Consider the following 21,515-nt stretch of genomic DNA (forward strand, 5'->3'; position numbering starts at 1 on the left):
CGACATGGGTGGGCCGCCCGCCTCCCGTTTTACGGGGTGGGAAGGGGGCGGCCGCTCGTCGTGCGACGGGGTGGTGCCGGGTTACGGGCGCCAGGTCGCCAGTACGCCCTCGTAGAGCTCGGCGTCCGTGAGCTCGCGGGGGGTCGGGCCGGCGTGGAAGAAGGACGTGTTGTCGGTCTTCAGTTTCCGGAGGTAGTCGAACGCCTTGTTGTCGTGCTCACCGAACGCGACGAAGGAGAAGAAGACGGAGGGGTGGTTCGCCGCCGCGTCCGTGAGGGACTGGGTGGCGGGGGTCTTCGCGTCCGGGGCGCCGTCCGTCTGGAAGACGACCAGGGCGGGGGTGCCGGGGGCTTCCTTGTCGTGGTGGGCGAGGACGTCCGCGACGGCCACGTGGTAGCTGGTACGGCCCATGCGGCCGAGGCCCGCGTGCAGCTCGTCGATCTTGTTGTCGTGGTCGGTGAGGGTCAGCTCGCCGGTGCCGTCCACCTCCGTGGAGAAGAACGTGACGTGGACCTTGGCGTCCGGGGCCGCGGGGTCGAGGTGGGCGGCGAGGGCGAGGGTCTGCTCGGCGAGGGCCTGGGCGGAGCCGTCCTTGTAGTACGCGCGCATGGACGCGGAGCGGTCGAGGACGAGGTAGACCTTCGCGGTGGTGCCGGTGAGGTTCTTGGCGCCGAGGGTGGTGGCGGCGGCGGTGTAGGCGGTGCGGAGGGTCACGGGGACCGGGGGTGCGGCCTGGGGGGCGTCCTTGCCGTCCTTGCCGTTCCCGGCCTTGCCCTTGCTGTTCCCGGCGTCGGCGGCCGCGGGCTCGGGGGTCGGCGCCGATGCCGGTTCAGGGGTCGGCTCCGGGGCGGGTTCCGGGGTGGCCTCGGCCGTCGGTTCCGGCGTCGGTTCGATCACCGGGTCGGGCTCGGGGGTGACCTCGGCGGTGGCCTTCGGCTTGGCGGCCGGCTTCGACTCAGCCTTCGGCTTGGCGGCCGGCTTCGGTTCCGGGGCGGCCTCCGCGCTCGAGTCCTGCTTCGGCTTCGTCTTCGGCTTCGTCTTCGGCTTTTCGGTGGCCGACGGCTCGACGGCAGTCTTCGCCACTGCCTTCGGCTCGGGCTGGGGCTCCGGCTCGTTCTCGGGCTCGGGAGTGGCTTCGGCGGTGGCCTTCGGCTTGGCGGTCGGCTTCGACTCAGCCTCAGGTTCGGCCTTCGGCTGAGCCTGGGTGACCGGCTCGGCCTTGGCGACCGGTTCGGCCTTCGGCTCAGCCTTGGCGACCGGTTCAGCCGCCGGTGCTTCCTTGACGGGCTCCGGCTCCGTCTCGGCAGCAGGCTTGACCGCCGGCTCTTCCGCGCCCGGCTTCTCGACCACCGGCTTCTCGACGACGGCCTCCTCGACCGGCGCCTTCTCGACCGCCGACCCCTCCGCCGGGTCCGCCGGGTCCGTCGAAGAGTTCCGCTTCGGGACCGCGACCTTGTCGAAGGCGGCGGAGACCAGGTCGTGCTCTTCCTGCGCGGTGAGCGGGGACGTGCGGGGCTCCGGCACCTGCGCCGGCTTCTGTGCCGGTGCTGGTTCCGGTGCCGCCGCCGGTGTGGTCGTGGCCGCAGTCGGCCGCGGCTCGGCGGTCGGCTCCGGGGTCGGCTCGGTCGCCGGGGACGGTACCTTCGGTGCCGTCTCCTCCGAAGGAGTCCGGTCCGCTTCCTGTGCGGAAATCTGCTCGGCTTCCTGCGAAGGAGTCCGTTCCGCACCCTCTGCATCGGCGGTACGCCCCTTGCGTGACCTGCCCAACGCATTCCGCAGGAGAGTGAGAATGCCCATGTGCGCAACCCTTCGCGTGAGTTGAAGCCGTCAATCCCTGGCCAGGACGGACACGTAAGGTTAGCGGCCCCTGCGGGCATCTTAGGCAGGGGCCGCCCACACGGTGACCCCGGCGTCAAGGCTCACATTCAGTCACCGTCAACCGCCCTACAGCCACCCCGGGTTCACCCGTAGTTCATCGGCACGCCCCGCTCCCGCACGGACGCCCCCCTACTTTTCGTAACGCCGGATTCAAGGGGAAGCAAGGGGAGAGCAAAGTGCGTACGCAGTTGCCGTTGATCACGAACTCCACGTCGTCCGATGCGCATCCTGGCGGGCGGTCCGCCCTGACGTGCCGTTTCCGGTGTGGTGACGCCTGTTTCCACCCGGCGCCGAACACCTCCGCCAATCCGTACGTGGGCGACGTCATCGCCGGGGCGCTGAGCCGTCGCTCGATGATGCGGGCCGCCGCCGTCGTCACCGTGGCCGGTGCCGCGGGGGCCGCTCTCGCCTCGCCGGTCGCCGCGGCCGAAGGCGGCAGCGGCGCCGGCGACAGCGGCAGCGGTCGTACTGGCTCCAGGCCAGGCACCTCCAAGGGCGCGCGTGGGCTGCGGTTCACCGCCGTCGCGCCGAACACCGCCGATGTCGTGACCATCCCGGACGGCTACCGGCAGAACGTGGTCATCCGCTGGGGCGAGCCCATCCTGCGCGGTGCGCCCGCCTTCGACCCCCAGAAGCAGACCGCCGCCGCCCAGGCCGGTCAGTTCGGGTACAACAACGACTTTCTCGCGCTGCTGCCGCTGCCCGGTGAGCGTGGCCGGCAGGTGCTCGTCGCCAACCATGAGTACACCGACGAGGTGCTCATGTTCCGTGGGTACAACGCCGCCGCCCCGACCCGAGAGCAGGTCGAGATCGCCTGGGCGGCTCATGGCCTGTCCGCCGTCGTCGTCGAGGCGGACCGCAAGAGCGGGCGGCTCACCCCCGTGCCCCGGCACCACCTCAACCGTCGCGTCACCGCGACCACCGAGTTCCGGCTCACCGGGCCCGCCGCCGGGTCGGCGCTGCTCAGGACGTCCGCCGACCCGACCGGCCGCAAGGTCCTCGGCACCCTCAACAACTGCTCCGGCGGGACCACCCCGTGGGGTACGACCCTGCACGGCGAGGAGAACTTCAACCAGTACTTCGCCAACGCGAGCCGGGACACGGACAAGCGCTACGGCATCGGCACGGGTGCGAGTGAGCGCAAGTGGGAGCGGTTCGACAAGCGCTTCGACGTCGCCCAGGAGCCGAACGAGGCGCACCGCTTCGGGTACGTCGTCGAGCTCGACCCGTACGACCCGCACTCCACGCCCCGCAAGCACACCGCGCTCGGCCGGTTCAAGCACGAGGGCGCGACCGTGCGGCTCACGAAGGACGGACGTCCGGTCGTCTACACCGGTGACGACGAGCGGTTCGACTACTTCTACAAGTTCGTCGGCGGCAAGCGGATGAAGCACGGGACCTCCCGTGCCGTGCGCGAGCACAATCTGTCACTGCTCGACGAGGGCACGCTGTATGTCGCCCGGCTCACCGGCGACTCCCCCGCCATCGAGATCGACGGGAGCGGCAAGCTGCCCGCCGACGGGGAGTTCGACGGCGGCGGTGAGTGGATCCCGCTGGCCACCGCGACCGCCAAGGGTGCCGTGTCGCACGTCGAGGGCATGACCGCGGACGAGGTCTTCGTCTTCACCCGGCTCGCCGGTGACAAGGTCGGCGCGACCAAGATGGACCGACCCGAGGACATCGAGCCGAACCCGCACACCGGCAAGGTGTACGTCGCCCTCACCAACAACACCAACCGCGGTGTCGGTACGAACGCCCCGGCCGACGAGGCGAACCCGCGCAACGCCAACAAGCACGGGCACGTCCTGGAGCTCACCGAGCGCTGGAACCGGGCCGACAGCACCCGGTTCGCATGGACGCTGTTCCTGGTGGCGGGCGACCCGAAGGACCCGGCGACCTACTTCGCCGGATTCCCGAAGGACAAGGTCAGTCCGATCTCCTGCCCGGACAACGTGGCCTTCGACCCGCACGGCAACCTGTGGATCTCCACGGACGGCGCCCAGCTCGGCTCCCACGACGGCCTCTTCGGTGTCGCCACGAAGGGAGAGCGGCGCGGTGAGCTCAAGCAGTTCCTGACCATGCCGATCGGCGCCGAGACCTGCGGTCCGATCGTCCAGGACCGGCGGGTGCTCGTGTCCGTGCAGCACCCGGGCGAGATCAGCGGCGCCACCGTGGAGAAGCCGGCCAGCGCGTGGCCCGACGGTCCCGGCAAGATCGTCCGCCCGGCGGTGGTGGCCGTGTGGCGTGCGGACGGTGACGACATCGGCGTGTAGTGGGACGAGGGGGGCGGTGCCCGTTCTGGGGGCCGCTCCCCGCCGTCTCATGGCCGCCCGTGCAGCGTGACCTCGACGATCAGGGCCCGGTGGTCCGTGTCGGCCAGGGCGAGGAAGCGGGCGTCGCGTGCGGAGAAGTCCTCGGACACGAGGACGTGGTCGATCTGCGCGCCGAGCCTGGGCGCGGTGCGGGCCGGCCAGGTGGGGGTGCGGTCGGCTCCGGCGAGGCGGGCGGTGTCACGCAGGCCGGTGTCGAGGAGGCGTCGGAAGGCCGCGTGGTCCTGGGAGGCGTTGAAGTCGCCGGCCAGGACGGTCGGGGTGTCCGCCCGGTCGGCGGCGAACTCGCGCAGGGCGCCCAGCTCCCGCCGCCAGACGTCGAGCTGGCCGGGCAGCGGGGGCATGGGGTGCGCGAGTTGCAGCCGTACGGGGTGCCCGTCCACGTCGGCGAGGGCCCCCGGCATGCCCATGGTGCCGGGCACGCCGTCGGTGCCCTTCAGGGGGAAGCGGCTGAGGATGACGGAGCCCTCCGACCCGCCCGCCGCCACGGCCCGCCGGTACGGGTAGGCGGTGCCGAGATCCCGCTTCAGCGTGGCGTCGCAGGTGTACTCGCACTCCTCCACGAACACGACGTCGGGTCGCTCGCGGCGGACGGCGGTGACGAGGGCGGTGGCGGCCCGCCCGAACTCGACGTTCGAGGTGAGCACGCGGAGCGTGGCGAGCGGCGGCCCGCCGGGTTCGGCGGTCTTGCCGTACGGCTCGATGAACCAGGCCAGCGCTCCGAGGACCACGAGCGCCCACACCACTCCGGTCCACCACCGGGCGAGCAGCGCGAGGGCCAGACCCAGTCCGGCGGGCGCGAGCAGCCAGGGGAGGAAGGCGAGGAGCTGGGGGACGGGGGTGATGCCGTCGGTGTCGGCGGCCCGGCATCCGACGACCACGCTGACCCCGGCGAACAGCAGGGCCGCGGTCCAGCTGCCGCCTCGCCGTCCCCGCTGGTTGTCCATCGCCCTGAGGCTACGAGGTGGCGTCCACCCGCGCCAGGAACTCCCCCAGCGCCTCGTTGAACTCCGCGGGCCGCTCCAGGTTCGGCAGGTGGGCGGCGCCCTCGATGATCCGGAGCGTGGAGTGGGGGAGGGCCGCGTGCATGTCCTGGGCGTCGGAGACCGGGGTGTAGAGGTCGTCGGCGCCCACGACGACCAGCGCGGGGACGGTGACCCGGGTCAGCAGGTCGCGGTGGTCGGCGCGTTCGGCGCGGGCGCGTAGGGCAGCGGCGGCGCCCTGTGGGGGCGCGGACGTCATCATGCGGTGGACGTGGGCCTTGACCTCGGCGTCGGCGTACGGGGCGACCATCTTGTCCAGGACCTCGTCGGCGTACCCCCGCATGCCCTCCTCGAGGAGGCGGTCCGCCATCGCGTCGCGGGCCCGTTTGCCGTCCGGGTTCTCCGCCGCCGGGAAGGTGTCCGCGAGGACCAGGCCGCGGACCCGGTCGCCGAACCGGCGGTAGCCGTCCATGGCGATCTGGCCGCCCATGGAGAGCCCGGCGAGGACGAAGGTCTCCACCTTGAGGTCGTCCAGCAGTTCCTCGATGTCCTGGGCGAACCGCGTGAAGCGGGTGACGGCGGGGGTGTGCGGGGAGGCGCCGTAGCCGCGCAGGTCGGGGGCGATCACCCGGCGGGTGGCGGAGAACTCCGCGATCTGCGGGGCCCACATCGTGTGGTCGAAGGGATGACCGTGGGCCAGAACCAGGGGTACCCGGGAGGTGTCGGTGCCTTTGTCGGTGTATGCGAGGAACTCCTGGAAAGGCGTCATGTGAGCGACCTTAGAGCGCGCCAACTCCTCGGTGCAATAAGATCTTTGCTCTCGGTGCAATCCAACGGGGCGGCTCAAGCAGGCAGTTCAACCAGGCGGCTCAACCGGACTGCTCAACCGGGCAGCTCAACGGGACGGCTCTACGGGGGACTTCGTGAACGACTACCGGCGTATCGCCGACCGGCTCGCCGACGACATCGCCGCCGGACGGCTCGCGCCCGGTGAACGGCTGCCCCCGCAGCGGGTGTTCGCGCGTCGGCGTGGGATCGCCGGGTCCACGGCCGGACGGGTCTACGGCGAACTCGTGCGCCGGGGACTGGTCGTCGGCGAGGTGGGGCGCGGGACGTTCGTGCGGGCGGCTGCGGCCGTGCCCACGGGCCGGGCGCTGACCGAGCCGGTCGCCTCCGCTCCCGTCAATCTTGAGCTCAACTACCCGTCCGCGCCGGGCCAGTCGGAGCTCCTGGCTCCCGCGCTCGCGCCCCTGCTGCGGCCCGACGTCCTGACCGAGGCACTCCGCCCGGCCGCCGCCACCGGCACCCTCGCCGCCCGGGAGGCGGCCGCCGATGTCCTGGCCGGCCCCGGCTGGCGCCCCGCTCCCGAACAGTTCCTGTTCGCCGGCAACGCCCGCCAGGCGATCGCCGCCGCCCTCGCCTCCCTCGTCCGGCCGGGCGGCCGGGTCGGTGTCGAGGCGCTGACGTATCCCGTGGTCAAGGAGATCGCGGCCCGGCTCGGCATCGTGCTGGTGCCGTTGGTCTCGGACGAGGAGGGTGTCCGCCCGGAGTCCGTCGCCGCCGCCCACCGCGCCACCCCCCTGTCCGCGCTCTACCTCCAGCCGACCCTGCACAACCCGACGTCCCTGACCACGAGCGACGAGCGCAAGCGCCAACTCGCGGACGTGATAACCGGGTTGGACATCCCGGTCGTCGAGGACCGCATCTGGTCCTTCCTTGCCGATCCGGGCACCCCGCTGGCCGTGCACGCGCCCGCCCTCACCCATGTAGTCGACGGTCTGTCCAAGCGGGTCGCGCCCGGGCTCACCGTCGGCTTCCTCGTCGTACCGCCGCACCGGGTGGACGCCGTGGCCGCCGCCGTGCGGTCCGGCGGCTGGAGCGCGGGGCGGTTCGCGCTGGAGGCGGCGGTGCGCTGGGCCGGGGACGGGACGGTGGCCCGGCTGGTCGCCGCGAAACGGGCGGACGCGGCGCGCCGGCAGCGGATCCTCGCACGGGAGCTGCACGGTCTCGGCTTCCGCGTACGGTCCGATCCGGGCGCGTACTACGCCTGGTGGGAGCTGCCCGCCTCGTGGCGCGCGGACACCTTCACGGCCGCCGCGGCGGCGCACGGGATCGCCGTCACTCCGGGGCCCGCCTTCGCGGTGGATCCCAGCCGCACCCCGGACGCGGTCAGGCTCGGACTCGCGTCGGTCGCCGAGCCGGATCTGGAGCGGTCGCTGCGGACGCTCGCCGACGTCGCGCGACGGGGCCGTGGCGGCCGGTGAGCCAGCAGGTCAGGGCCACCGTGAGACCGAGTGCGACCAGCAGCCAGGAGACCGTGCGCAACGTGGCCGTCAGGGCGTCGTAGATCGCGCCGGCGGCCGGCCGGTGGGCCGGGTCGGGCAGGTCGGCGAGGGTGAGCCGGCGGCCGATCGCGACCGCGAGGCCGAGGAACGCGCCGCCGAGCGCGGTGCCGAGCGCGGTCGCGGTGACCGCGCGGCGGCGGCAGGCCGCGACGGCTATCCCGGTGACGGCGAGGACGGCCGCCGTGACGGGCAGCCAGAAACCGGCGACGTCGAGCACGTCGTACCCCTTTCGGAGCCGGGCCAGGTCCGCGGCCGGGAGCACCGCGACCTCGGTGTGCCGGACGGGTATGCGCTGGGCCAACGGCATGTGGTCGCGGGCCAGTTGCTCCTTCACCTGCGTGGTGACGGGAGCGAGGTCGACGGTCACCGCGTGCTGGTCGCCGTCGCGCACCGCCCGCAGCACCGCGCCGTGGACGGCCCGGTTGCCCGAGTCCCAGACCGTGCGGAAGGCCTCGGTGCGGGTGAACGAGCGGACCGCGTCCCGCACGAAGGGGCGCATCGACCGCATGCGTATCTCCTGGGCGATTCCGGCGCCGACCTCGTCCGCGACGGCGTCCCGTACGGCCGGGTCGGTGGCCAGGGGCGCCATCGTGCTGACGTACCGGCTCGTGTCGGCCAGCCCGTACGCCGCCCAGGCCGCCAGCGCGCCGAAGGGGACGAGGAGGCAGGCCACGGCGATCAGCGTGGCCGACAGGGCGTTCCGGAGACGTATGAGCACCCTTCCAGGCAAGACCCGGGGAACGGGGGCCGCGAGCCGGGTGACTGCATCCGGGCGCCCGGAGCGAGCCGAACGGGGCGCCGGCCTGCCGAGGGCCTTGGCGGAACTGGGGCCTCCGCTCTCCGGTGGAGGGTTCGCCCGAACGGGTGTTTCCTGGTTGTGACGGGTGTTTTCCGGTTCTGGTTCTGGGTCTCAGTCTCAGTCTCGGTCTCCGTGGAGCTGGAGCGTCGCCGGATCCTCGTCGGGTGGCTGGGACTTGTTCCCGGTCGACCGGTGAGTGGAGGGATGAGGGAAACACGTGGGCCCCGGCGATGTCGCCGGGGCCCACGTGGTGTTGCCGCGTCAGCGCATGTCAGCGGATGCGGTTGCCCTCCGCGTCCTCGCGTGTGTAGTAGCGGTAGAAGAAGACGACGAAGATGGCCGCGGCGACCACCAGGCCCAGTACCCCGCAGCGCAGGACGCTGTCGCCGCTCTGGCTGTAGAGGAAGCCGATGGACGCGCCTGCGAAGGCGGACTTCACGCCCGAGTGCAGTTCGCGCTTCAGCAGGGGGGCCAGGGTCGCCACCGCGATGCACAGCACGATGAACGCGAGTGCGGTGAGGAAGCCGAACAGGAGGTTCCAGCCGGTGATGGGACCGCCGCCGCGTCGGTTGGCCGCGGCCCAGTAGCCGTAGACGAGTCCGAGGGCGACCGGGATCGCGAACCTCGCGATCCGGTGGAACCGCTCGTCGAAGACGTCGGGCGTGTGGATCGGCCTTGCCATCCGGTTCGTTGCGCGTGTTCTGCGGGTACTGGGTGGTTCGCGCGTACCGCCGGACGCGGGCGCCGCATGAGCCATGAGAGGTCTCCTCTCGTTCCTCGCCCCCGCCTTCCAGGGCACACCTGGAGACAGACGCTGGCAAGTCGGCGAGGCGGATTCATTCAGGGATTCCGGTCGACTTCTTTTGGGATCCGGTCGCCCGGGAGGGAGGCCCCCGAAAGGGACGTTTGCAGTCCTGAGGTCCTCCTTTGCAGCCGCAGCGGTTACGGTGCTGAGGTACGTGATCGACGGGGGATGGGGAGGGACCGATGCCGGGGACCGTTCTGCTGCTCGCCGCCGCACCGGTGGGCAAGGGCTGTCTGGTGGACGCGGCGTCCGTGCTTCCCGTCCTCGCGGCGGTGTCGCCCGCGGTGCTGTCGGGGACCGACACGGCGAACGTCGTCGAGCTCGCCGACCCGCTGGAACCGCAGGCCGTCCTCACCCGGTTGCGGGCCGCCGCGACCGCGCCCGGACCGCTGACCGTGTTCGTCACCGGCCAGCTGCTGCTCGACCGCCGTCAGCACCTGCCCCACCTGGCGCTGGCCCGCACCACCACGTCCACCGCCCGCTACACCGCCTTCCCCTGGCACTGGATCCGCGAGGAACTGCGGCTGCGCACGCCCGGATCGACGGCCCTGTTCCTCGATCTGCACGCGGACGCGGAGACCTGGGCGTGGCTGCGGACCCATCCGCTGGACTGCGGCAGGGGCGTCGGGGTGTACGGACGGATCGCGCCGCCGCCGTCACGGCGGACGGTGGCGGCGCCGGCGTACATGAAGGCGATCGCGACGATCCTGCGCAGCGGGCACCGGCCTGACCTCATGGAGCTGCATCAGCAGGCGTTGGCCCGGCTGGGGAGCGAGGCGTACGGGGACATCGTGGTGACGGTGACCGGAGTCGGAGTGGCTGTCCCGCCCACGGTGCCGGGGGCGGGCGTGGGTGCCCGTCCGACGATGGCCGGGGCCGAGGTGGCCTTTGCTCCCCCCATGTCCACGGCCGGTGTGGCTGCCGCTCCCCCCGTGTCCGGGGCCGGTGTGGCTGTCCCGCCCACGGTGCCGGGGGCCGGTGTGGCCGCCCAATCCACGGTGTACGGCGCCGGCGTGGGTGCCCGTCCCACGGTGGCCGGGGCCGACGTGGCTGTCGTTCCCCCCGTGGCCGGGGCCGACGTGGCTGTACCGGACACTGTGCCCGGGGCAAGCGGCGCGGCCGTCCCTCCGACGGTGCCCGGGGCCGGTGTCGCCGTCCGTCCCAAGGGCCCGGGGGCCGAGGTGGCTGCCCCACCCACGGAGCCCGGGGCAAGCGGCGCGGCCGCCTCTCCGACGGTGCCTGGGGCCAGGGTGGCCGTCCCTTCCACGGTGCCTGGGACCGACGTGTCCGTTCCTCCCACGGTGCCCGGCGCGGACGTGGCCGTCCCTCCCATGCCCCCTGTCGTCGCGGTGTCCGTACCTGAGGGCTCGGCTCCCAGGCCCCCGCACCGGTCCGAACGGCTTCGTTCCCAGACGCCGGGCGTGCCGAGAGCAGCCGACCGGCGCCCGGAAAGTGACGACGACCCGCACGCCTACATCACCGCCGCCGTCCAGAGCGGCCGGCACGGCGACGCCGACGCTCTCGCCGCCGAGCACGAGAAGGCCGCCGTACGGGCGCATGGGCCCGGCTCCGAACAGGCCCTGCACTGGGCCGAGGTGCGGGCGGACCTGGCGATGTTCGCCGGGGATCCGGTGCGCAGCTGCCGTACCTGGCTGGGGGTGGCCGGGGCTCGGCTGACCGCCGGTCAGACGTCGGACTCGGCTGCCGTGGAGTCGGCCGTCGACCGGGCCCACCACCAGTGGAGCCAGATCCGTGACCTGGAGTCCGCCCGTGAACTCGGCTCCTTGCTCGCGGAGTTGCGGGGCCGGGTGCCGGGGCGTCGGCAGGGCGCGCTGGAGAACATCAACCGCCAGCTGCGGCAGCTGCAGACACAGAGCTAGCCTCCTGCGTCGGCGGGCCGGTGCGCCGGCCCACACGGGTGAGGAAAGGGCCCCTGTGGGACTTGGCGGAACCTTTACCTTGGGGTGGCCGTTGGTCGGGTGATGGCTCCGACTACTACCGAGGTGACGGCAATGCCGCTGTGGGACAAGCTCAAGGACCAGGCCAAGACACTGCAGCAGTCTCAGGGTGGGCGCGGCGCCCCGACCGGCGGGCGCGGCGGCACGGGGTCCGGCGGTGGTTCGCGCGCCCAGCTGGTCGGTGTGCTGAAGACGCAGCTCGGCACGCTCAAGACCGAGCTGAAGAGCGGTGCCTACCGGGACGCGAGCATGGCCATGTGCGCACTGGTCGCGGCGGCCGACGGGCACGTGGACGCGGCCGAGCAGCAGCAGGTGGAGTCGCTGATCCTCAGCAACGACGTGCTGCAGAACTTCCCGCCGGAGCAGCTGCGGCAGCGCTTCCACAAGCACGTCAGCCTGCTCACCCGGGACTTCCAGCAGGGCAGGGCCGAGGCGATGCAGGAGATCGCCAAGGCCTCCAAGAAGCCGACCGAGGCACGGGCGGTGATCCAGACCGGCATCGTCATCGCCGGCGCGGACGGCCACCTCTCCCAGGCCGAGCAGACGGTCCTCAGGGAGGCCTGCACGGCACTGGGGGTGTCTCCGGCGGAGTTCCAGCTCTGATCCGTACCGCGGCGGTCGAGGCCCGCAAGGGCAGGGCCTACGACCGCTGTCTCCCCGAACCGGCGGCGGGGTCCGTGGCATGGACGGCATGCTGTACCTGGACGTGCGTCGGCACCACCTGGACGTGCGTCGGCTCCACCCGGACGCGGGTCGGCTCCGCGGCTCGCGCCGGGACCGCGTTCGCCGCCAGGACCAGGGCGGCGACCGCGATCACGGCCGCGGCCAGACCTCGGGTGTAACGCTCGGTGGTGCTGGGGTGTTCGCGCACGGCGACCTCGCAGCGACGTCGGCTCGGAACAGCTCGGACCTGTTCAGAACAGCTCGAAACAGCTCAGCGACAACTTAAACACGCTTAATACGCCGTTTAACCTAGGGCCTGTCAGAGTCGAACGGCAAGAGGCACAGGGGGAGTTGGCCGATGTCGGAGCGCGACGACCCGGTGACGATCGGGCGCAGGGTGCAGCTCCTGCGCGTGGAACGCGGGCTGACCCAGAAGCAGTTGGCCGAGCCCGCCTACACCCCGGCGTACATCTCCACCCTGGAGGCCGGCCGGGTCCGCCCCTCCGACGACGCGCTCCGGCATCTCTCCGACCGGCTCGACGTCGGTTTCGAGGAACTGGCGACCGGGCGGCCGGCCCGGCTCGTCATCGAGCTGCGGCTCAGGCTCACCGAGGCCCAGCGCACCCTCGCCACCGGAGAGGCCGAGGCGGCCGCCGAGCAGTACGCCCGCCTGCTCGCCGAGGCCGAGTCGCTCGACCTCGGGGAGGTGTCCGCGGCGGCCCTGCTCGGGCTCGGCGAATGCGCCCTGGAGACCGGCGAGCTGGAGGAGGGGCGCCGCTACTTCGAGCGGGCCGGGGAAGCGTTCGGGGACGTCCCGTTGCCGGTCCGCGTCCCGGCCCTGCGCGGACGGGCCGTGTCGCACTATCTGGCGGGTGAACTCCGGTACTCCGTCTACCTGCTGGAGTCCACGATCGACGAGCTCAACCGCGCCGGCCTGCACGACCCGGACGCCCTGCTCCTCCTCTACGCCAGCGTCATCGGCCCCTACATGGACATGGGCGCGCACGCCCGGGCCGCCCAGGCCGCCGAGTTCGCCCTCGCCCTCGCCCCGCAGTCCGGCGACCCCGCCCTGGTCGCCCGGATGCACCGAGCCGTCGCCCGCACCCTCATCGCCGAGGGCCGGGTCGCCGAGGCCGACGCCTCACTGGCCAAGGCCGCCGAGCTGTACCGGCAGCTGCACCTGCGCACCGAGCTGGCCAACTGCCACTGGATGCGCGGCTACGTGTACGCGCAGAACGGCCAACTGGAGCTCGCCGAGGACGAGTTGAGGCAGGCGCTCACCATGCTCTCGGCCCGCCGCGCCGCCCTCTACTCCAGCCAGGCCGCCGTCGAGCTCGCCGACGTACTGCACCGGCGCGGCAAGTCCGAGGAGGCCGCCGCCCTGCTGCACAACGTGCTCAGCGACCTCAGTCCCGAACGCGGCGCCCTGCACTCCGCGGCCGCCCACCGCCTCCTCGGCATCATCGCCGAGGACGCCCGGGACACCGACGCCGCCGAGGAGCACTACGTCCGCGCGCTCAGCCTGCTGGAACGCGCGGGTGCCGCCGGTGACCTGGCCGACCTGTGCCGGCTGCTGGGGGACCTGCTGCGCCGTACCGGACGCGTGGAGGCGGCGCTGGACGCCTACCGGACGGGACTGGGGCACCGTACGGCCCCCGGGACGACCACCCTGGGGCCCGCACCCGCACAGCCTTCTCTTTGACGACGTGACGCCACCGGGCCCGTCACACAGTTCGCCCGGCTAGCCTGCGCCAGACGGCGAGCGGTGGGGCGAGGCGCATGGAGAACCAGAGAACGGTGGGCGACGGGCTGTGGCTCGCCGTGCGCGCCCTCGTGCACGCCGTACTCGGCGGCGCCGCGCTGATCGCCATCGCGACCGTCGTCTCCGTGCTCGGGCCGATGCTCGCGCTCGACCTGTACACCCCGCCCGTCGCGGCCTGGTGGACCGTCTTCACGGCGGTCGCGGTCCAGGGCGTACCGTTCCTGCTCCTCGGGACGGTCGTCTCCGCGGCGATCGGCGCCTTCGTACCGGAGCAGGTCTTCCGTCGGCTGCTCCCCCGCAACCAGGCCCTCGCCGTGCCGGTCGCGGGCGCCGCGGGGGTCGTCCTGCCGGGCTGCGAGTGCGCGTCCGTGCCGGTGGCCGGGAGCCTGATGAGGCGCGGGGTCGCTCCCGCCGCCGCCCTCGCCTTCCTCCTCTCCGCGCCCGCGATCAACCCGGTGGTCCTGGTCGCGACCTCCATCGCCTTCCCCGGCCGGCCGATGATGGTGCTCGGCCGGCTGGTCGCCTCGCTCACCACGGCCGTGGTGATGGGCTGGCTGTGGGCCCGCTTCGGGCGCGAGAAGTGGCTGCGGCCGCCCGAGCGCCGTACGTCCTCGGAAGCGGACGGCGGCGGTCTGCGCGCCTTCGGTGCCGGACTCCAGCACGACTTCCTGCACGCGGGCGGTTTCCTGGTGCTCGGCGCGGCGGCCGCGGCGACCTTCAACATCGTCGTTCCCCGCTCCGTGCTGGACCTCTTCACCGGCTCGGCGTGGCTGTCGGTGCTGCTGCTGGCCGTCCTCGCCGTCGTGCTGTGCGTGTGCAGCGAGGCCGACGCGTTCGTCGCCGCCTCGCTCAGCGGCTTCTCGCCGACCGCCCGGCTGACGTTCATGGTGGTGGGGCCGATGGTCGACCTGAAACTGATCGCGTTGCAGGCGGGGACCTTCGGCCGCGCCTTCGCCGTGCGCTTCTCCTCCGTGACCTGGGTGGTGGCCGTGGCGACCAGCACACTGGTGGGGTGGTGGCTGCTGTGAGGCGCTACGGCTCCCCCCTGCTCCTGGTCCTGGTCGGCGCGGCGGTCCTGCGGATCTCGCTCTTCAGCGAGCTGTACCTGCGGTACGTGCAGGCGGCGCTGCGGCCGTACCTGGTGGTGTCCGGAGTGGCGCTGACGCTGCTGGGTCTGGCCATGGCCGCCGTACGACGACCGGCGCACGACGACCAGGAAACGGCGCGCGAGGAGGGGGCGGACGAGGGGCACGGCGAGGGGCGCGAGGGTGAGGATGGTCATCACCACGGGCACGGCCCCCGTGTCGCCTGGCTCCTCACCCTCCCCGCCGTCGCCCTGCTGCTCTTCCCGCCGCCCGCCCTCGGCTCCTACAGCGCGGAGCGCGAGGCCGCCCAGCGGGCCGCGCAGGGCGTCGGCACCTTCCCGGCGCTGCCGGCCGGGGACCCCGTCGAGCTGACCGTCGGCCAGTTCGACTCCCGGGCGATCTACGACAGCGGGCGGTCCCTGAAGGCCCGTTCCGTCCGGATGACCGGGTTCGTCACCCATGGCGACGACGGCACCTGGTACGTCACCCGGCTCATGGTCACCTGCTGTGCCGCCGACGCCACGACCAGCAAGGTCGAGGTACGCGGCGGCGACGCACCGCCGGTCGACAGCTGGGTCACCGTCACCGGCGTCTGGCACCCCAAGGGCGAGCTGGGCGCGGACTCGGCCTGGCCGCCCGTTCTGGACGCGACGTCGGTGAAGCGGGTGAAGCAGCCGGCGGATCCGTACGAGCAGCGGTGACAGGGCGGCGCGGACGGCGTCCCGCCGCCGGCGTTCGTGGCGCTGTTCCTGGTGCCCTCGTGGTGCGTTCGCGGTGCGCCCGCGGTGCGTTTCGCCCCTCGGACGACGGGTAGTCGGGCTGCGCCCCGCGCGGGCGCCACGAATCGTGACCCTGCTTCGGACGCTCCCGCCGCGGGAGGCCATGGACGACGATGGCCGCGCTGGTCGAAGGAGGCGGTGGGCGTGCGGCCCAGGGAACCCGGTGGCGACGACTCCGGTCCGCATGGCGCGTCGAGCGGCGGCGATTCCCGGCTGACCGGCCGCGGCGCGCCTCGTGAGCGGGAAACGGCACAGGAACGGGATCAGGCACGCGAGCACGAGCGGAATCAGACACGCGAGCACGAACCGGATCAGACACATCAGGCACATCAGGCACATCAGACACATCAGACACACGAGCGCGAACAAGATCAGACTTACGAGCAGGCACAGGCGGGGGAACGCGAGCACGTGCGGGCGGCCGATGTGATCGCGGAGGGCCTGCGGGGCGCGGCACCCGGGGAGATTCCCGGACGCCTTTGCACGGTGGCGGTGGAGCTGTTGCCGGTGACCGGCGCGAGCGTGTCGCTGCGCAGTGACGGCATGCCCGTCCAGCTGAGCGCGAGCAGCGACCAGGCCGCCCACCTGTCGGAGATCCAGGCCACCCTGGGCGAGGGACCCTGCACGTACGCGGCCCAGACCGGCGCCCCGGTACTCGCCTCCGACCTCACGAACGGGCGGGACGCTCACCGCTGGCCGATCCTCGCGCAGCAGGCGGCGGCCGCCGGAGTGCAGGCCGTGTACTCGCTGCCCCTGGGAAGCGACGCCGTGTGCGTGGGCACGCTCGACCTCTACCGCCGCACCCCCGGCGGGCTCACCGCCGAGGAACTGCGTACCGCGCAGCTCGTGGCCAGTGTCATGACGGCGGCCCTGATGGCGCTGCCCCGGGGGGAGGAGAACGGCCATGGGGGAGAAGAACCCTGGTTGAGCGGTCTGGCCACCGATCATGACGAGGTCTACCAGGCCATCGGCATGATCATGGTGCAGCTCGGTGTCGCCTCGGAGGAGGCGCTGGCCCGGTTGCGCGCCCACGCCTTCTCGCACGACCGCACCGCCCTGGAGGTGGCGCGCGATGTGGTCTCGCACCGGGAGAGGTTCGACCGCGACTCGTGACCTTCGGCGGTCGTCAGACGCGTGACCTCGCTCGTGACCTTCGCCGGTGGTAGGACGCGTGGCCTCCGGCGGTGGTCAGATCTGTGCCCGGCCGGTCTTACGGACGTCCGCGAGGCGCTGCGCCCCCAGCTGCAGGGTCGCCTGCGCGATGTCGGGCGAGACGTCGCCGAGGCCGCCGTGGGTGAGCCCGATCGCGTCGTCGCCGACCCGGACGACGGCGACGTCCAGGGTGAGCAGGACCGGTTCGTCGTTCAGCGTCGCACCCGACATGGTGACCCGCAGCCCCTGCCGCGCGTCCCCCACCTCCGGCAGACCCGCGTCGGCGACCTGGACCTTCTGCACGTTGCCGTGGGCCGTGGTCACCGTGAACTCGGCGCACTTGGCCGGGAGGGTCTTCAGCCAGGCCACTCTGCGGTCCACGTCGGCCGGGCTCTGGGTGACGACCTGGTAGCGCAGCTGGGACCCGTTCCAGACGTCGTCGAGGCCGATCACGGCACGGGCGCGGGTGGTGGCGCCGAACAGTTCGTCGGCGTACAGGGTGTCGAGCAGGCGCCGGCAGTCGGGCCGTTCCGTCGTCGCCTTCAGCAGCCCGTCGTGCCAGGTCGCCGCGCCCTGCGTGGGCGCCCACGGCTCACCCAGGTCGGCCGCCGTGAGGAGGGCGGCCTGCGCCTGCGCCGGGGTCAGCGCGGGGACTCCTCCCGGCGACGTCGGGGGCGCGGTGGTCGTAGCGGCGTAGTCGGGCTTCTCGGCGGTGGGCGGGGTGCTCAGGGCGGAGCAGGAGGCGGTACCGAGGAGGGCGCCCAGGGCGAGAGCGGAGGCGGCGAGGGCGCGCGCCGGGGGTGGGGTCATCGGTGCCTCCTTGGGGCGTCCACGACCGAGTACGCCCTCTTACGGCACCACCGCCGCCGACGCTCCACCAGCGAGCCGGGCCGTCCGGGTGAGGGGACGTACGCCGACACATACGTCTGACGCCGGCAGGTGGCAGGTGGCAGGTGGCAGGTGGCTGGCAGGTGGCACGTGGCTGGGCGGGCGGGCGGAGGCTGAGACGTGCGCCCGGGGGGCCGAGGGGGAGCGAAATCCCGTCGCCCGCCCGTCGTCCCGCTGCTAGCGTCCCCCCATGCAGCGCGCCCAAGCAGTACGCCCGTCTTCCACGACGACGCCGGAGAACGTCCCGGCGCGCTGATCATCGAGTCAGTTTCCGAGCCCCGGGGCGAGTGCCCCGGGGCTTTGTCGTGCGGGGTGCTCGGGCCGGGCGACCGTGAGGAGAGCCCACCGTGTACGACCACCGACGACTCGGCCGTGATCTCGACCTGTTCGACACCGACCCGCTGATGGGCGCGGGGCTGCCGTACTGGCTGCCCGACGGGGCCGTCGTACGGCACGCCCTGGAGGAGTACGTCCGGGAGGCGGAGCGCGCCGCCGGGTACCGGCACGTGTACTCGCCCGTCCTCGGCAAGCGGGAGCTGTACGAGATCTCGGGCCACTGGTCCCACTACAGCGACGACATGTTCCCGCCGATGGCACTGGGCGCGGAGGAGGTCGTGCTGCGGCCCAGCCTCTGTCCCCACCACGCGCTCATCTACCGCTCCCGCTCCCACAGCTACCGCGAACTACCCCTGAGAATGGCCGAGTTGGGCGGCATGTACCGCTCCGAGCCGTCCGGTGTGCTCGGCGGTCTGACCCGCGTGCGGTCGATCCAGCTCAACGACGCCCACATCTTCTGCACCCTGGACCAGGCCGCGGCGGAGGCCGAAGCCGCCCTGGAGCTGATCGGCCGTGCCTACGCCGACCTCGGTATCCGCGCCGCCCGCCACCGGCTGTCCCTCCCGGGCGAGGGCGGCAAGTACGTCGCCGACCCGCACCTGTGGCAGCGGGCCACCGCGTTGCTGAGGGAGGTGCTCGACGCCTCCGGCGTGGAGTACGACGCCGTCGAGGGCGAGGCCGCGTTCTACGGCCCGAAGATCGACGTGCAGATCACCGACCCCGCCGGCCGCGAGTCCACCCTCTCCACCGTCCAGATCGACTTCCACCAGCCCGAACGCTTCGACCTGCACTACATCGGCGCCGACGGGGCGAAACACCGGCCCGTCATGGTGCACCGCAGCATCATCGGCAGCGTGGAACGGGCGGTCGCCCACCTCATCGAGGAACACGGCGGAGCATTCCCGGCCTGGCTCGCCCCCGTGCAGTTGGCGGTGCTGCCGGTGGCGGAGGCACAGGAGGAACAGGCCCACGAGGTCGTACGGGAGGCCCTGGCCCGGGGTCTGCGGGCGGAACTCCACGGCCCCGGCGAGGGCACTCTCGGCGCCAGGATCCGCGCGGCGCGGCTCGTGCCGTACCAGGCGGTGGTCGGGCAACGGGAGGCCGACGGCGGGCTGGCGGCCGTGCGCCTGAGGGACGGCAGGCGCCCCGGCGCGGTACCCGTCGGGGAACTGCTGGCCCGGATCGCCGCCCGCGTCGGCGATCGCGACACCGAACTGTGGGCGGCTGCGTAGACCGGCCTGCGTAGACCGGCCTGCGTGGACCGGCCTGCGTGGACCGGCCTGCGTGGACCGGTCTGGGGATGTCGGCTCCGGATGTCGGCTACGTGAGGTCGGCCGCGGATGTCGGCCCCGGAGCGCCTACGGGGGTCGGCGGCGTAAGTTCGGCTGCGTAAGGTCGGTTCCCCAGCCCGCCTCGGGCCCCGTCGGCGAGAGGACCCCAGCCGTGACCGGTCAGCGTATCCCGGTGATCATCGACTGCGACACCGGTGTCGACGACGCCCTGGCCCTGCTGTTCGCCGTACGGCACCCCGCGCTCGACCTGCGCGCGGTGACCTGCGTGGCCGGGAACACCGACGTGGACGGGGTCGTCCGCAACACCCTGACCGTTCTGGAACAGGCGGGTGCCCCCGGGATACCGGTCGCCCGGGGCGCCGAACGCCCGCTGATCGAGCCCGTCCGCACGGCCCGGCATGTGCACGGCGAGGACGGGATGGGCGACCTGGGGCTGCCCGCGCCGACCCGGGTCCCGGTGGACGTGGACGCCGTGACCCTGCTGCGCCGCGAGATCCTCGCCTCCCCGCGCCCGGTCACGCTCATACCCATGGCGCCCCTGACGAACATCGCCCTCCTGCTGCGCACCCACCCCGAGGTGGTGCGCAACATCGAGCGGATCGTGTTCATGGGCGGCGCGGTGGCCACCGGGAACGCCACACCGGTCGCGGAGTTCAACGTGTGGCACGACCCGGAGGCGGCGGCGGTCCTGCTCACCGCCGGGGTACCGATCACCATGTACGGCCTCGACGTGTTCAAGGAGGTCCTGGTCCCGGCCGCCGACGTCGAGCGGCTGCGCGCCAGTTCGGAACCCCGGCTCCGGCTGGCCGGCCAACTCCTCGCCCACCGTGACCCGGCCACCTCCGGCGACCCCACCCCCACGGGCGGCCTCGGCGACGCGGGCGCGGTCTGCGCGGTCGTCGACCCGGCGGGCATCACCACCGAAACACTGCCGGTCGAGGTGAACCTGACCCCCGGCCCCGCCCGCGGCCAGACCATCGTCGACCGCCGCCCCCGCCCCGGCGAGTCCGAGATCCACGAAGGCTTCCGCGAACAATCCCTGGTGGACGTGGCGTTGGGCGTCGACGTGGAGCGCTACGTGAAGCTGTGGCTGACGACCGTGGAGACGCCGTAGGCGCTCCGCCCAGAACTCAGCCTGCGTGGGGAGGGCTCGTCGTCATCCGTTCGACCGCGGCCGTCACGAGTCGTTCGCGCTCGGCCTCCGAGAGTACGTCTGGGAGAGTGAGCTGCTCGACGATCAGCCAGTTGAGCGTCAGGTACAGCAACTGGACGGCGGTGGCGTCGCCAGGCAGGCCCGATTCCTCGTGGTAGGCCACATTGGCTTCGAGGTCGGCACGTACCTGTTCGGTCAGCACCGCGCGGAGCTGTGGCCGTCGGGTGGCCTCCAGGCGCAGTTCGAGGAGTGCGAGGTAGCCGGTGCGGAAGTCGCTGATCCGGCCGACGAGTTCGCGCATCAGGACCGCGTAGGTCTCCCGGTCCCCAGTGCTCGCCCGCTGCCGCGCGATGGTTGCCTCGTCGGGCTGGAGCCGCTCGTAGACACGGGCGCCGGCCTGGGTGAGCAGGTGGTCGCGGTTGGCGAAGTAGTTGGAGGCCGTACCCGCGGGCACACCGGCCTCGGTGTCCACCGCCCGAAACGTCAGACCGCGTGCGCCTTCCCTGGCCAGGACCTCAATGGCGCCGTCCACGAGGGCCGCCCTTCGCTCTTCGTTCCTGCGCACCATTGACACCACTCCAGTTGTAGTACTACGGTCACACCACTACGAACAGAGTACTACGAATGGAGTTACTTCAATGCGAGAGCTCGTCTACTACGTCGCCGTCTCCCTCGACGGCCGGATCGCCGGCCCCGGCGGAGAGTTCGACTTCTACCCGGCAGGCGACGAGGAGCAGGCAGCCGCCTACACCGCCTCGATGAATGAGAGCTATCCCGACACCGTTCCCACCGCGATGCGCGCCGCGCACGGCTTAGCCGATACGCCCAACCTCCACTTCGACACCGTGCTGATGGGGCTGGGCGCCTACCGCCCCGCGCTGAACGTGGGCATCACCAGTCCCTACGCACACCTACGTCAGTACGTGGTGTCGAGCACGCTCGGGGCCAGCCCCGACCCGGACGTGACCGTGATCAAGGACAACCCGCTCGACCTGGTCCGCAAGCTCAAGGAAGAAGAAGGCAAGGACATCTGGCTGTGCGGAGGCGGCCGGCTCGCGGGTGCTCTGTTGCCTGAGATCGACAGACTGATCATCAAGAGTTATCCGGTGGTGGCCGGTGCCGGTATCCCGCTTTTCGATGGGGAGTTCAACCCCACACTCTTCAACGTGACGGAACGCCTGTCGTTCGCCAATGACGTCACGGTCACCTGGTTCACGCGGCGGGAGCCCGCGCAGTAGCCCCGTCACCCGGCACAGATGAAGCCGGGTGGGCGCAGAGCGCCAGATCGTTCCCGAGCTGCGTGCGCG

Annotated in this window: 18 protein-coding genes and 1 pseudogene; 11 read left to right on the forward strand and 8 right to left on the reverse strand. The window is 72.3% G+C overall.

What is annotated here, in order from left to right:
• Positions 1-81: 81 nt before the first annotated feature.
• Positions 82-1,797 (reverse strand): VWA domain-containing protein, encoded by a 1,716-nt coding sequence (locus OHA64_RS24525; protein WP_405616515.1) that lies wholly within the window; start codon positions 1,795-1,797, stop codon positions 82-84.
• A gap of 257 nt (positions 1,798-2,054) precedes the next feature.
• On the opposite strand from OHA64_RS24525, the gene OHA64_RS24530 reads away from it, so the two are divergent.
• On the forward strand, positions 2,055-4,151 hold the full coding sequence (locus OHA64_RS24530) for a PhoX family protein (protein WP_405616518.1): 2,097 nt from the start codon (positions 2,055-2,057) through the stop codon (positions 4,149-4,151).
• Between the two features lie 47 nt (positions 4,152-4,198).
• Here OHA64_RS24530 and OHA64_RS24535 read toward each other — a convergent pair whose 3' ends face one another.
• Positions 4,199-5,155 carry an endonuclease/exonuclease/phosphatase family protein gene (locus tag OHA64_RS24535; RefSeq protein WP_405616520.1) on the reverse strand — a complete coding sequence of 319 codons (957 nt, stop codon included), beginning with the start codon at positions 5,153-5,155 and terminating at the stop codon, positions 4,199-4,201.
• A gap of 10 nt (positions 5,156-5,165) precedes the next feature.
• A complete protein-coding gene (locus OHA64_RS24540; protein WP_405616522.1) occupies positions 5,166-5,960 on the reverse strand; it encodes an alpha/beta fold hydrolase in 795 nt (264 codons plus the stop codon).
• 154 nt (positions 5,961-6,114) lie between these two features.
• Here OHA64_RS24540 and OHA64_RS24545 point away from each other — a divergent pair, with 154 nt between their 5' ends.
• Positions 6,115-7,455 carry a PLP-dependent aminotransferase family protein gene (locus tag OHA64_RS24545; protein WP_405616524.1) on the forward strand — a complete coding sequence of 447 codons (1,341 nt, stop codon included), beginning with the start codon at positions 6,115-6,117 and terminating at the stop codon, positions 7,453-7,455.
• Here OHA64_RS24545 and OHA64_RS24550 read toward each other — a convergent pair.
• Together OHA64_RS24550 and OHA64_RS24555 are read right to left on the reverse strand one after the other, a co-directional pair.
• A complete protein-coding gene (locus tag OHA64_RS24550; protein WP_405616526.1) occupies positions 7,361-8,254 on the reverse strand; it encodes a hypothetical protein in 894 nt (297 codons plus the stop codon). The genes OHA64_RS24545 and OHA64_RS24550 overlap by 95 nt on opposite strands.
• Before the next feature lie 352 nt (positions 8,255-8,606).
• Entirely contained in the window at positions 8,607-9,092 is a 486-nt protein-coding gene (locus OHA64_RS24555; RefSeq protein ID WP_405616528.1) for a hypothetical protein, read from the reverse strand.
• 230 nt (positions 9,093-9,322) lie between these two features.
• On the opposite strand from OHA64_RS24555, the pseudogene OHA64_RS24560 reads away from it, so the two are divergent.
• Positions 9,323-9,941, forward strand: a pseudogene (locus tag OHA64_RS24560) (hypothetical protein); the annotation flags it as partial.
• A 1,211-nt stretch (positions 9,942-11,152) separates the two neighbouring features.
• Positions 11,153-11,701, forward strand: a complete 549-nt coding sequence (locus tag OHA64_RS24565; RefSeq protein ID WP_405616530.1) for a tellurite resistance TerB family protein — start codon at positions 11,153-11,155, stop codon at positions 11,699-11,701.
• Between the two features lie 37 nt (positions 11,702-11,738).
• Here OHA64_RS24565 and OHA64_RS24570 read toward each other — a convergent pair whose 3' ends face one another.
• On the reverse strand, positions 11,739-11,969 hold the full coding sequence (locus OHA64_RS24570) for a hypothetical protein (RefSeq protein ID WP_405616532.1): 231 nt from the start codon (positions 11,967-11,969) through the stop codon (positions 11,739-11,741).
• A gap of 150 nt (positions 11,970-12,119) precedes the next feature.
• On the opposite strand from OHA64_RS24570, the gene OHA64_RS24575 reads away from it, so the two are divergent.
• The 4 genes from OHA64_RS24575 (at position 12,120) to OHA64_RS24590 (ending at position 16,500) form a co-directional block, all read left to right on the forward strand.
• Complete coding sequence (locus OHA64_RS24575; RefSeq protein ID WP_405616534.1) at positions 12,120-13,463, forward strand: tetratricopeptide repeat protein; 1,344 nt, start codon at positions 12,120-12,122, stop codon at positions 13,461-13,463.
• Between the two features lie 77 nt (positions 13,464-13,540).
• The gene (locus OHA64_RS24580) at positions 13,541-14,551 is read left to right on the forward strand and encodes a permease (RefSeq protein ID WP_405616536.1); all 1,011 of its coding nucleotides are present in this window, start codon (positions 13,541-13,543) and stop codon (positions 14,549-14,551) included.
• Positions 14,548-15,309: a TIGR03943 family putative permease subunit gene (locus tag OHA64_RS24585; protein WP_405624083.1), complete on the forward strand. Its 762-nt coding sequence runs from the start codon at positions 14,548-14,550 to the stop codon at positions 15,307-15,309. The genes OHA64_RS24580 and OHA64_RS24585 overlap by 4 nt, the downstream gene beginning before the upstream one ends.
• A 489-nt stretch (positions 15,310-15,798) precedes the next feature.
• Positions 15,799-16,500: a GAF and ANTAR domain-containing protein gene (locus tag OHA64_RS24590; protein ID WP_405616538.1), complete on the forward strand. Its 702-nt coding sequence runs from the start codon at positions 15,799-15,801 to the stop codon at positions 16,498-16,500.
• Between the two features lie 75 nt (positions 16,501-16,575).
• On the opposite strand, the gene OHA64_RS24595 is transcribed toward OHA64_RS24590, so the two are convergent.
• Positions 16,576-17,349 (reverse strand): hypothetical protein, encoded by a 774-nt coding sequence (locus OHA64_RS24595; RefSeq protein WP_405616540.1) that lies wholly within the window; start codon positions 17,347-17,349, stop codon positions 16,576-16,578.
• 425 nt (positions 17,350-17,774) lie between these two features.
• Here OHA64_RS24595 and thrS point away from each other — a divergent pair, with 425 nt between their 5' ends.
• Entirely contained in the window at positions 17,775-18,995 is a 1,221-nt protein-coding gene (gene thrS, locus OHA64_RS24600) for a threonine--tRNA ligase (RefSeq protein WP_405616543.1), read from the forward strand.
• Between the two features lie 211 nt (positions 18,996-19,206).
• Positions 19,207-20,169, forward strand: coding sequence for a nucleoside hydrolase (locus OHA64_RS24605; RefSeq protein WP_405616545.1), 963 nt, complete (start codon positions 19,207-19,209; stop codon positions 20,167-20,169).
• 16 nt (positions 20,170-20,185) lie between these two features.
• Here the strand turns inward: OHA64_RS24605 and OHA64_RS24610 are convergent, their stop codons facing one another.
• Entirely contained in the window at positions 20,186-20,776 is a 591-nt protein-coding gene (locus tag OHA64_RS24610; protein ID WP_405616547.1) for a TetR/AcrR family transcriptional regulator, read from the reverse strand.
• A 70-nt stretch (positions 20,777-20,846) separates the two neighbouring features.
• Between OHA64_RS24610 and OHA64_RS24615 the strand changes: the two genes are divergently transcribed.
• Positions 20,847-21,446, forward strand: coding sequence for a dihydrofolate reductase family protein (locus OHA64_RS24615; RefSeq protein ID WP_405616549.1), 600 nt, complete (start codon positions 20,847-20,849; stop codon positions 21,444-21,446).
• Positions 21,447-21,515: the final 69 nt, after the last annotated feature.

The sequence above is a fragment of the Streptomyces sp. NBC_00076 genome (assembly GCF_045041235.1).
Classification (GTDB): domain Bacteria; phylum Actinomycetota; class Actinomycetes; order Streptomycetales; family Streptomycetaceae; genus Streptomyces.

Coding starts and splice junctions, on each gene's coding strand:
- OHA64_RS24525 (WP_405616515.1), bottom strand. CDS start 1,797: ATGGGCATTCTCACTCTCCTGCGGAATGCGTTGGGCAGGTCACGCAAG.
- OHA64_RS24580 (WP_405616536.1), top strand. CDS start 13,541: ATGGAGAACCAGAGAACGGTGGGCGACGGGCTGTGGCTCGCCGTGCGC.
- OHA64_RS24595 (WP_405616540.1), bottom strand. CDS start 17,349: ATGACCCCACCCCCGGCGCGCGCCCTCGCCGCCTCCGCTCTCGCCCTG.
- OHA64_RS24610 (WP_405616547.1), bottom strand. CDS start 20,776: ATGGTGCGCAGGAACGAAGAGCGAAGGGCGGCCCTCGTGGACGGCGCC.
- OHA64_RS24565 (WP_405616530.1), top strand. CDS start 11,153: ATGCCGCTGTGGGACAAGCTCAAGGACCAGGCCAAGACACTGCAGCAG.
- OHA64_RS24535 (WP_405616520.1), bottom strand. CDS start 5,155: ATGGACAACCAGCGGGGACGGCGAGGCGGCAGCTGGACCGCGGCCCTG.
- OHA64_RS24540 (WP_405616522.1), bottom strand. CDS start 5,960: ATGACGCCTTTCCAGGAGTTCCTCGCATACACCGACAAAGGCACCGAC.
- OHA64_RS24555 (WP_405616528.1), bottom strand. CDS start 9,092: ATGGCTCATGCGGCGCCCGCGTCCGGCGGTACGCGCGAACCACCCAGT.
- OHA64_RS24575 (WP_405616534.1), top strand. CDS start 12,120: ATGTCGGAGCGCGACGACCCGGTGACGATCGGGCGCAGGGTGCAGCTC.
- OHA64_RS24615 (WP_405616549.1), top strand. CDS start 20,847: ATGCGAGAGCTCGTCTACTACGTCGCCGTCTCCCTCGACGGCCGGATC.